At 36.3% G+C, this 11,573-nt stretch carries 7 protein-coding genes and 2 pseudogenes; 3 read left to right on the forward strand and 6 right to left on the reverse strand.

Annotated features, from left to right (window positions below; all coding sequences use genetic code 11):
* Positions 1-2 precede the first annotated feature (2 nt).
* The 3 genes from CN288_RS24270 to CN288_RS24280 are packed head-to-tail and all read right to left on the reverse strand — an operon-like array spanning position 3 to position 3,280.
* Positions 3-980, reverse strand: a complete 978-nt coding sequence (locus CN288_RS24270; RefSeq protein ID WP_098303288.1) for an ornithine cyclodeaminase family protein — start codon at positions 978-980, stop codon at positions 3-5.
* Positions 974-2,215: a dicarboxylate/amino acid:cation symporter gene (locus tag CN288_RS24275; protein ID WP_098303289.1), complete on the reverse strand. Its 1,242-nt coding sequence runs from the start codon at positions 2,213-2,215 to the stop codon at positions 974-976. The genes CN288_RS24270 and CN288_RS24275 overlap by 7 nt, the downstream gene beginning before the upstream one ends.
* A gap of 60 nt (positions 2,216-2,275) precedes the next feature.
* The gene (locus CN288_RS24280) at positions 2,276-3,280 is read right to left on the reverse strand and encodes a proline racemase family protein (RefSeq protein WP_098303290.1); all 1,005 of its coding nucleotides are present in this window, start codon (positions 3,278-3,280) and stop codon (positions 2,276-2,278) included.
* Positions 3,281-3,527: 247 nt separating this feature from the next.
* On the opposite strand from CN288_RS24280, the gene CN288_RS24285 reads away from it, so the two are divergent.
* Complete coding sequence (locus CN288_RS24285; protein WP_098303291.1) at positions 3,528-4,925, forward strand: sigma-54 interaction domain-containing protein; 1,398 nt, start codon at positions 3,528-3,530, stop codon at positions 4,923-4,925.
* Between the two features lie 324 nt (positions 4,926-5,249).
* Here CN288_RS24285 and CN288_RS24290 read toward each other — a convergent pair.
* The 3 genes and pseudogenes from CN288_RS24290 to CN288_RS24300 form a co-directional block, all read right to left on the reverse strand.
* Positions 5,250-5,878, reverse strand: a pseudogene (locus CN288_RS24290) (phosphotransferase); the annotation flags it as partial.
* A 123-nt stretch (positions 5,879-6,001) separates the two neighbouring features.
* Positions 6,002-6,330, reverse strand: a pseudogene (locus tag CN288_RS24295) (PQQ-dependent sugar dehydrogenase); the annotation flags it as partial.
* A 243-nt stretch (positions 6,331-6,573) separates the two neighbouring features.
* Positions 6,574-8,292 carry an alpha-keto acid decarboxylase family protein gene (locus CN288_RS24300; RefSeq protein ID WP_098303294.1) on the reverse strand — a complete coding sequence of 573 codons (1,719 nt, stop codon included), beginning with the start codon at positions 8,290-8,292 and terminating at the stop codon, positions 6,574-6,576.
* Between the two features lie 682 nt (positions 8,293-8,974).
* On the opposite strand from CN288_RS24300, the gene CN288_RS24305 reads away from it, so the two are divergent.
* Together CN288_RS24305 and CN288_RS24310 are read left to right on the forward strand one after the other, a co-directional pair.
* Positions 8,975-9,421 carry a GNAT family N-acetyltransferase gene (locus tag CN288_RS24305; RefSeq protein ID WP_026590689.1) on the forward strand — a complete coding sequence of 149 codons (447 nt, stop codon included), beginning with the start codon at positions 8,975-8,977 and terminating at the stop codon, positions 9,419-9,421.
* Between the two features lie 357 nt (positions 9,422-9,778).
* Entirely contained in the window at positions 9,779-11,356 is a 1,578-nt protein-coding gene (locus CN288_RS24310) for an FAD-dependent oxidoreductase (RefSeq protein ID WP_026590690.1), read from the forward strand.
* Positions 11,357-11,573 lie beyond the last annotated feature (217 nt).

The following is an 11,573-nucleotide window of genomic DNA, read 5'->3' on the forward strand; positions in this document are numbered from 1 at the left end:
ACTCACAACCGAACCCTATTCCCCACCCCATTTTCAATCGCTTTCTCATACAAATACTTCGCTACTACAATATCGACAACAGCTAGTCCAACAGATTTAAATACGGTAATTTCTTGATCCGTTTCCCTGCCAGTTCGTTCGCCGCTAATAATTTGTCCAAGTTCTGCATGGATATCGCCTTCTTTGAAAACACCTTCTTGTATTGGGATTTGCAAGTCACCTGTTTCTTCTAGTGCTGCTTCTTTTGATTCTACTACTACTTTATTGGCTGAAGAAATGACATGAGAAGGTAGTTCTTGCATTTCCGGCCTGAAAGAACCGACAGCATTTACGTGAACACCAGGTTTGAGTGTGTCTGAAAAGACTGGCGCGTGAGAGTTCGTTGTGGTGACAATAATATCTGCTTCACGTACTGCTTCATTCGAATCTGAGTATATGTAGGTAGGTTTCCTAAATTTCTCTTGTATATATACAGCAAATTCGGCAGCTTTTTGTTCTGTTCGATTATAGAGGATAAGCTTTTCAATATCTCGTACAGCAAGCACAGCCTCAGCAATTCCTTTCGCTTGTTCTCCTGTACCGATAATACATAAGCTTTTCGAATCTTGACGAGCTAGGTGCTTCGTTGCCACACCTGATAAGGCACCTGTTCGAATCATCGTTAAATATGATCCTTCCAAAAGCGCGAGTGGTTCCCCCGTTTGAAAATCCGATAGCATAACAATCCCGTTTATTGTTTTCTTTCCTATTTTTTTATTATTTGGAGCCACCGTTACTACTTTTAATCCAAGCGCCCCAAGTTCTTCAGCTACTGAAGGCATGATTAATGCGGTATTTTGCGCATTCGCAAATGGCAAAGCAGAGCGAATAGGAGTGATTGTTCTTTCTGCCGAAAACTCCTTTAAGGCAATGGCCGCATATTCAATTATTTCGCTCATATCTACTAAACTTCTTTGTTCATCAGCACTTATGACTAACATGTTTGCTCACCCTTTTCTAAATCTTTCTCCACTGTTTCACCAGATGCCATATTCTTATTCACAACCTGCGCCCCCACTAAATCACCTGTAATATTTACAACTGTATGTCCCATGTCTACAAGCGGGGACACAGCTGCGATAATAGGAATAATTGTGAGCGGTAGGCCTAACGTCGAGAGTAAGATCGTTGCGGTAATGACATCTGCGCCTTTTACTCCTGCACACCCCGCCGCAAGTACGATTCCTAGAAATACGGTTTGTACAATCAGGCCAAACGTAATTGGAATGCCGTATACGTTTAATGCGAAGATAGCTAGAACACCTAGTGCTGCTGATAATCCATTCATGTTAACAGTGGCGCCAAGCGGAATCGTAAAACCAGCTACTTTCTCAGGTATATGAAGTCTTTTTTGAGCTACCTCCATTGTTACAGGAAGCGTAGCACTACTTGATGTTGTACTAGCAGCTACAAGCATAGCTGGACTCACTTGATTGAAAAAATAAACTGGACTGATTTTCCCAATCGTTCTCAATATAATTGGATACATAATTAACAAAATAAGTAATAATGACAAATAATCGGCTAGTACATAGCTAACGACTGCAGTGAGCATGTCAGCTCCAAATGTCCCAACTACATTAGCAATCAGTGCCATAATGCCGTAAGGGGCCAATCCAATAACGAGTTCAGCAATTTTAATCATTAATGCCGATCCTTCATGGGCTAATTTACGAATTCCTTTCGTTTGATCTCCAAGAAGAATAAGTGCCATACCGACAAAAATTGCGAAGATAATAATTTGAAGCATATTCGTCTCTGAGGCTGCCTGAATGACGTTAGAAGGAAACCACTGGGTGATGTTCTCGACAAAATTGAATTCTTCTGCCTTAAAGTTCTTCCCTTTCTCAAGAAGACCTTCAGCCCCTTTACCAGGATTGACAAAAAAGGCTATTGCGACACCAATGCTTGTGGCTAATACAGCGGTTACTGCATAGTAAATGAAAATTCTACTACCGATTGCTTTTAACATTTTCGGATTTTCGAGCTGGGTGATTCCCGACACAATACTTAAAAACGTCAATGGAACGATAATCATCTGTAATAAACGGATAAAGATATCCCCAATCGGTTTTAAAGCGACAACTTTCGGTCCTAGCGTTACTCCCAGCAAAATCCCTATGAATGCCCCAATCAAAATTTTGATAGGTAAACTCTGTTTCCTCCACCACTTCATCCTGAATCCCCCCTTATAAGAAGAGTTGTTTTCTAAGCAGAAAACAACTCTAAAAAAACATTAAGCTAGTAAAAACCCTCTTTTCAACGGATCTCTTGGGTCCATTACAAATTGGTGAAATCCTGTAATAAACGCCTGCCCAGTCACTTTTGGAATAACTGCCTCATATTCCTCTACTTTTGTCACTGACAATACTTCACCGATAAATTGTCCGTCAGTGATACACTCATGGATGAAACTTTCTCCGCTTTGCAAGGCATCCTTTTCAAAAAGAGTTGCAAGTCTAGCTGAAGTACCAGTGCCGCAAGGAGAACGATCTACTTGCCCATCAGCAAAAATGGTCACATTTCGTAAAGTAGCATCTTTTTCATTTGGTTCATCAGAAAAGATAACGCCATATATTCCCTTTAAACCTTCTTCGAGAGGATGTTTTACATCCATTTGACTTTCAATATAGTGTTTAATTTTCCCGCCCCACGATTGAATGGCCGATAAATCTTTAAAGTTTACTTTCAAATCAAATTCTTTACTGTCTACAACCGCATAGAAAGCTCCTCCAAAAGCAATATCTACTTGAAATTCATAGCCATCAATCTTTATCGGAACATCTTTTTTGTAAACAAAGGAAGGTACATTTTCAAATGATACAGATTCTACTTGAGTTCCATTATATTTTGCATACGCAATTACCTCTCCTGCAGGGCTATCAATGATAAACTTCTGTTTGTTGCCCGTCACTTCGAACATGCCCGTTTCAATTCCTACTGTGACGACCGCAACAATTCCATGACCACACATTGTACTCCAGCCTTCATTATGCATAAACAATACGCCAAAATCAGCATGAGGGCTTGCCGGCGGCGTAATGATACAACCATACATTCCATGATGCCCTCTTGGTTCATACATCAAAACTTCACGAAGATGGTCCAAGTGTTCCATACAATAAGCTCTTCTTTCTAATTGTGTGTTTCCTTTTATCTCTGGCACTCCGCCTGTAATAATACGTAATGGTTCCCCCGCTACGTGTGCATCAATTGTTGTGTACATTTTACTAATATTCATACCTTTTCCCTCCATTATCGTCATTCACTTATCTTATGAAATACTTATCATTTTAAAAGTATCCTACCTTTTTATTAGCAAGTATCGTGCCAAGCATAAATTAACCTAACATTATTAATATTCATTCAATTTTATTTACATTGTCCTGAAAAAGTTGTATCCTTTTAGCGACAAATCTGTCTACGAGTGTCTACTTTTGTATACGTTTTATATCGGGTTTACATATAAAATCATTGGAGGATATTCTATGAAACAATCTGATTCTTTTGCGATTCCTACATTGCATACGCTTCTCTCTTCTGTAGAAGAAGCAATTTCTATTATAAATACGAAGGGAGTAATGCTTTATTGGAATGAAGCAGCAGAAAAAATGTATAACATAAAGAAAGAAGATATTATCGGAAGGAATGTTCAGGAATTTTTCTTAAAAGAAGATATTATGAATTTAAAAGTCCTTGAGAGTCAGCAACCTGTTCGGGATATTTATCACCTCCCGCGGCCAGATAAACATGTATTGATTAGCACAACACCTATTTATAATGAAAGCAATGAACTAATTGGCTCTATGTCCGTCGAACAAGATATTACCGCTACGATTAAATTAAATGAACAGTTATCCTCTACATCTGAAGAACTCCAGCAATTAAAACAACAAATAATTCAAAATAATAGAGATGATCCTTTCAGCAACATAAAAGGAAATAACTTGGAAATCCAGCATATTATTCATGACATGAAAAAGGTCGCGAAGACAGATGCGACTATTTTGATTACTGGGGAAAGCGGTGTTGGGAAGGAGCTTTTTGCTCAAGCGATTCACGATGCTAGTTTAAGAAGTAAGAAAGCATTTATTCCAATTAATTGTGGCGCTATCCCAAATGCTTTGTTTGAGAGCGAGTTATTTGGTTATGAATCAGGAGCATACACCGGAGCCGCTAAAGGAGGCAAACCTGGAAAAATAGAATTAGCAGACGGAGGTACGTTATTTCTAGATGAGGTAGGAGAACTCCCACTTGATATGCAAGTGAAACTTCTTAGAGCTTTACAAGAAAAAGAGATTTATCGAATTGGAGGACAAACACCTAAAAAAATTAACGTCAGAATTATCGCCGCAACGAATCGTATATTAGAAGATATGGTTTTAAGCGGTACTTTCCGGTCCGATTTATTTTATCGACTCAACGTATTTGCTGTCTGCATCCCGCCGCTTCGTGAGCGTACGGATGATATTTCCTACTTAGCTCATCATTTCTTAAAAGAATTTTCTTTTAAATATAACAAGTCAACTCCTTTTGTTCATCACGAGGCAACGAAGCAATTACATGCATATTCTTGGCCAGGTAACATCCGCGAGTTACGTAATATGATAGAAAGATTGATTGTCCTTCACGAAGGCAGCCAAATATACGAATCAGACATTCTAAAGCTACTGCCGCAAACAAGGTCTTTTTCAGGCCCCGTGAACCAAGATGTACTTTCACTTACTGACGAAAAAGAAAGTCTAGAGAAAACACGCATTCTTCAAACCTTGCAAGACACGTATGGGAACAAAAGCATTGCAGCAAAAATATTAGGAATGTCACGAGCTAATTTATATAAGAAAATCAAAAAGTATGGGATTGTATTCAATAAAGAAGAAAATTGATACCATTCCTCTAAAAAACTCCAACTTACTTCTATCAAGTTGGAGTTTTGCTTACCTTGCTATCTCTTCTCACTTCATAAAACACTACGAATGCAATCCTTAATGATCAGGCAACAAACTGAACCGCAGAATCCTTCCGTTAAGAAAATATTATAAAAAACCATAAAGCTACTCCTAAGTAATTCAATTATTGCGGAGAAATCTAAAATAACGGGCTACATAACATATTCATTCACAGGTTAATTTGCATAGTAAATAACACGCAAAAAAAGCTCAAAGTCCCTATATGACCCTGAGCTTTACTTTTGCATAAGACTTATTTCATTACATCCACTCTTTTCCATGTTCACGAATGAATGTAATATCGTTTTGATAATGTTCAAGGTGTCCTTCATCTATCATTTTTTGAAAATTTATATCGCCTTCTTTGGCTTTTCTTTTCATGTATTTACATAACCCTTCTAATCGTAACAATACCATCTCTAAATAATCTTCTTCCATGCCCTCACCGTAGGATTCAAAAAACAATTTAACTCTTTGTTTTATACGGTCGGCATGCTGTAATGAATTATAATAAACTGCCTCACCTATTTCAGTATGATACACTCTACTTAAGGGGACACAAGTGTAAAGAGTATAGGCTGTAGTCTTGGACCAGGACCAGCAACATCAAAATCAATAATACCTACTGGTTTTTCATGCTTAAAAATAATGTTATATATTGCAAAATCATTGTGGCATACAACCTCTATTTTATTTGGAGTATTATCCATTGGTTTCCAATCATTCGAGAACGGAAAGTCACTTACAGCAGCATGGTAAAGACGAAGCATCTTCGCTATTTCTTTTAAAACATCATTAGGCCACATGCATTCTTTTAAAGGATAATTACCAGCTTCTCCTTCAATAAATGATAATATCTCTCTATCTTTTTCATCAATCCCTAAAAACTTTAATTCCCATAAAATATAGGTATTTATAATCTCCATCATATGTAATTTTTATCTAGTTTAGAATTGCAAGAACAGAAGATAAAACGGCGTTGAAAGAAATCAGGAGAATCTAGATTTAGGGTGTTCAGAAAGAGCGCCCGGTCCTTGTGTTTCAGCTAATGAATAATGAAGATAAAACAAACCATTATAATAAAATTGTGGATGAAACGCTAGCCCTAGCAATCCTCTTTCACCAGATCCACCTTGTTCAGACTTCCCTAATTTTATGATTCGAGAACGAATATCTAAAAAGTTCTTATTTCTCCATCTCCTATGCAAAAGATTTCTCCTATTTGGGTTGCAATAAATAATCTTTCAATTGATTCACCTGGAAGTATAGTTGTTCTTAAAACGGTGGGTAGATTTATCTTACTTACAATGGGTTGTAAACGAACTTTTACTTTTACTTTTATCAATTAACGTTACACCCCTTTCTATTATAAGAATATGATTTGGACTGTGCTATTAGTATCAAATAAGAGATGGCAATTGAATATTAAAAAAGCGTGTTATGATTATCTTCTTCAAAACACGCTTCTTCCTAATATATCGAACATTCATCAACTTTATATTTTAAAATACACCTAACAATTTTTCTGTAAATTTTTTAGAATTCCTCTTAAAAAATTAGACTTATCTTCCTGGTCTATTCAAGACTATTGCTGAGTACGCTGCATTTCCTGCTTCTCCATATAATTGCGCATCTGTTTCATATATCTAGGTGCGTCCATTGGATCTTCTACAATCATTTCAATAATACAGGGTTTTTCAGTACTTTCTATTTCAGCTTGGTTTATTGCCTGATTAAGCTCTCCGTAGGTACGAACTGTGACGGTAAACGCGTCGCCTCCAAAAACTTCTGCTATCCTAGTATAAGACCATTGAGGAATTTTGTTGTACTTTTGATTTTTTGTTTTCACATTCAAATATTTTTCAATCGTATAACCATCATTGTTTAAGACAAAAATTATAGGCTTGCATCCATAATAGAACATGGTACTGATTTCTTGAGCTGTCAGCTGCAAGGCTCCATCCCCTGTAAACAGTAACACTCGCCGTTCAGGCACAGCCATAATAGCACCGAACGCCGAAGGGGTTGCGTAACCGATGGACTGCCAACCGCCTTGCCCAATATATATTACATCGCTCGGCAGTCTCACCTCTGCCATTCCGTTATAGAATGTCCCGGTCTCGACAACTACAATGTCTTCCTCTTTCAGCATGTGCTGAAAACGTGGATAATAGTTGGCCGCTATTAGAGGGGCATCGGCGTTAGCATTTAATTGGTCGTAAGGGAATGACATTTTTTCTACCAAGCCTTGTCCCTTATAACCCACATTCTGTATTGCAAGTAACATGTCAGCTGCAAGAACATTCGGATACTCTGCCTCAGCAATTTTAACCATATCTGGTTGAATATTGACCATTATCAGCTGGTTTAGTTTTGCGGTAAAACTCGCGGTATTAGTATCCGCCAATACCATACCAATTGCGATGATACAATCTGCATTTTCTACCTTACTTTGAACTTCAGAATCTCCAAAAGATCCTAAGTACATTCCCACATAATTTGGATGGGTTTCGTCGAATCCTCCCTTTCCGTACATCATCGTTGCAACAGGAACATTCATGGTGTCTGCCAGTTGCTGAACTGCCGTTTGAAGACCAAAACGCATGGTTTTTACATCCACCAGTATAACTGGTCGATGTGCACGATCTAGTAGCTTATGGACATGATTCACCGCAGCATGAAGAGTCTTCAAATTAGATGTTGGGCGCTGGTGTGTTGGCTCTACACGGGTTTTAATCGGCTTGGTCACTAAATCATCGGCCACAACTAGATATACAGGCTTTTTCTTTTCTTTAGCAATTCGAATTGCGGCTGGAATTTCAATTTTAGCATTTTCGGGCGTAAGCACCGCGGTGTATGCAGTAATTTGCTCATACATGTTGCGAAAAACATCAAAATTCCCATCCATTAAAGTGTGATGCATCAGCTTATGCTCTTTTTGATCATTTTCGGGAGGCGCACCCACTATATGAATGATTGGCACATGCTCACTATTAGCTCCGGCTATAGCATTACAAGCGCTGAGTTCTCCGACTCCAAAAGTTGTAATAAGAGCAGACAACCCTTTAATTCTTGCATAACCATCTGCAGAATAGCCCGCGTTTAGTTCATTCCGACCTTCTATAAAGCGGATACCCTTATAACACTCTAGAGTATCAAGAAGTGTAAAATTATAGTCCCCTGCAATACCAAAAATTTCAGTAATGCCCTCCAATTTTAAACAATCGAATAAATACTGACCAACCGTTTTTTGAGAAGGTTGCCTTTGTAAACCAAAGTTATCCTCATTTATCATGTTTTCCACCACTTGTTCACCCCTTATCTATTTCTTAAACTGTTTTGTTTTATAGTATTCTTTTTGATAATACCCTTTAATTGAACCCATTATCCGTTGCACTGAGCCAAAGCAGTATATCAAACGCAATTAACTAATACAAAAACCTGTTGTTATTAAAGATACATTTTTTATAATTCAAAACAATTATAGGCTTGAGATAAGGTTTAAAAGTTAAAAAAGAATACTTTTTTGAAGAAACTTTAATCATTTTAAATGTGTCAAAATCTATCAAATATCGCTATATTAACAGTTATTTAGAATTATGATTGCACCTTCTTTCACAATAAAAATTATCCCTTTTGATGATCTAAAGGGCATATTTATAATAAAAAGAACATCTTCTGGAATTGAAAAATCGATTAAGGAACCATTGAATGACAATAAACTATTCTGTTAAAGAGCCAATTAATTGAATAACGGTTATTAAGTTAACAGTGAGGTTGGGTATGAATAATTAGAGCTTTAATAACATATAGAGGAAAGAATATAATTATATTGAATATAATAACGTATTTTTAATTGTACCTTTAAGGGGGCGTTGTCGATGAGAAAATATTTCTATTTGATTGGGCAAAAAAACAAGAGGATAACGTTTCACTAGCCCATAAACTACGTGGTTCCTCTTCAATATTAGAAGGAGAGTATCAGATTGAAGAAAATTTATTTAAAACCTATTGACAAAAGTAATTGGGAAGAAGCAATTAAACTGTCTGTTAAAGAAGAACAACAAACATTTATTACATCCAACCTCTATTCTATCGCAGAAATTCAATTTCTAGATAATTTCTATGCAAAAGGTATTTATCTTGATGAAAAAATGATAGGATTTACTATGTTTGGGATAGATTCTGATGATAATAATTATTGGATTTATAGACTTATGATTGATAAAAAATTTCAAGGGAAAGGTATAGGTAAACAAGCTATATATCTGGTTATTGATGAGATAAGACGAAATAATTACGCAAACATTTCTTTAATAATGATTGGATATGCTCCTGAAAACCTTACAGCTAAATTTGTATATAAAAAAGCAGGATTTATTGAAACTGAATTATCACCTTGGGGTGAACAGTTAGCTAAGTATTCTTTATGAGCACTTGGATTCTCCACGTTGACTATTAGACTTATTAAAGAAAAGAGTCCAATAGTATAGCAATGTAGATAGGAAATGATTAAAATTTTTTATAAAAAGAATCAACCAACTGAAAATATTAAGAGCGTGTTTTGATTAACCTTTTTTCCAAAACACGCTCTTTTCTATGATTATTTATCAAAGTTATTAGTATCAATTTGAATAAACTTTATTTAAAAGCAAAAACAATGTTCAAATAAAAGTATGTCTAAATTGAACATACCATACAGCCACAATTTGCTGTTTTCTAAGCTCAAAGTTTACCTCTCCAATAAGTGGAAATAATAGAACTATAAAACATCGAATGGAGGATTTATAGTGACGAATAATGAGAATTACAGTGGAATATTACCCCATAATACCGAATCTTATTGGACGAGCAGTATTCATTTACCAGAATACCCTTCCTTAGAAAATGACATGCAGGTCGATGTTATTATTGTAGGAGGAGGAATTACTGGCATTACTTCTGCCTATCTTTTAGTAAATGAAGGTTTAAAAGTCGCTGTTATAGAGGCAGACAAGTTATTAAATGGAACGACTGGACATACGACAGCTAAAATTACGGCCCAACATAACATGATTTATGACGAGCTTATCAAATATACTGGAAAAACTACCGCAAGATTGTATTATGAAGCAAACATAGATGCTTTAAAATTCATTCAAGCCACAATTAATAAACATCACATTGATTGCGATTTCACTCAACAAGATGCTTATCTGTATGCCACAACAGAAGAATATGCATTTAAATTAGAAAAAGAAGCAGCAGCTTATAAAGAGCTTCGTATTGAAGGCGAACTTGTAAACAAACTTCCAATTGACTTAAAAATACATAATGCACTTGTTATGAGAAATCAAGCACAATTCCATCCCCTTAAGTATTTAGCTCATCTTTCAAATATAATTACAGAAAAAGGTGGATACATCTTTGAAAATACGACAGCAGTAAATATAAAAACAGGCGAACAACCTGTAGTTCTTACCCGTGGAGGAGCTAAAATTACAGGAAAGTATATTCTCTCTTGTTCTCATTTCCCTTTTTATGAAGGCGCAGGACTTTACTCTACAAGAATGCATGCAGACCGATCCTATATAATTGCTGCTAAGACAAAAACAGATTATCCAGGTGGTATGTATATTAGTGTAGATGAACCGACACGCTCTCTCCGTTCTACAACAATTAATGGAGAAAAATTTATTCTTATCTCTGGAGAAAGTCATAAAACGGGACAAGGCGGAGAAACACTAAAACATTATGAAGCCTTGGAAATATTCGGGCAACAAGTTTTTGGGCTTGAAAATATTGCATACCGTTGGTCAGCTCAAGATTTAATTACACTAGACAAAATTCCTTATATCGGTGAAATTACATCCGATCAGAAAAATATATTAATTGCTACTGGATACAGAAAATGGGGTATGACAAACGGAACCGCAGCGGCGCTTTTATTTCGAGATATTATATGTAGAGAAAAGAACAAATACCGAGAATTGTATACCCCTTCTCGTTTTCACATGAATCCAAGTTTAAAAAACTTCTTAGTAGAAAATGCAAATGTTGTTGGCCATTTAATTAAAGGAAAGTTAGAAATTCCTCAAAAGTGCATCCATGATTTATCTAACGATGAAGGAGCTGTCATTGACATTGATGGACATAGAAAAGGAGCTTATAGAGACGCAGAAGGTAAACTTCATATTGTAGATACAACTTGTACCCATATCGGATGCGAAGTTGAATGGAACAATGGTGAACGTTCTTGGGATTGCCCATGCCATGGTTCGCGATTCTCGTATACAGGAGAAGTACTTGAAGGGCCTGCTGAAAAGCCATTACAAAAGTATGACTATAAAATGCTAGATAATCTTACTTCAGAAGACTCTGGTTATTAATAAAAAACACTTAACCAAAAAGAAAGAGCGTGTTTTGAAAAAATATTTATCAAGACTTAATTTTATAAAATGGTTTAATATAAATCCCCCCAATATATTATATATGTTGGGGAATTTATATTATTTACATTCGTTCTTCGTTATATGGGGACCCACCACATCACTATCAACTAGGGATACATTAAGGAAAACTTCAGAAGCAAAGCAAGCCCACTCC

Origin of the sequence: Bacillus sp. AFS023182, assembly GCF_002560575.1 — a bacterium.
Lineage (GTDB): Bacteria > Bacillota > Bacilli > Bacillales > Bacillaceae_G > Bacillus_A > Bacillus_A arachidis.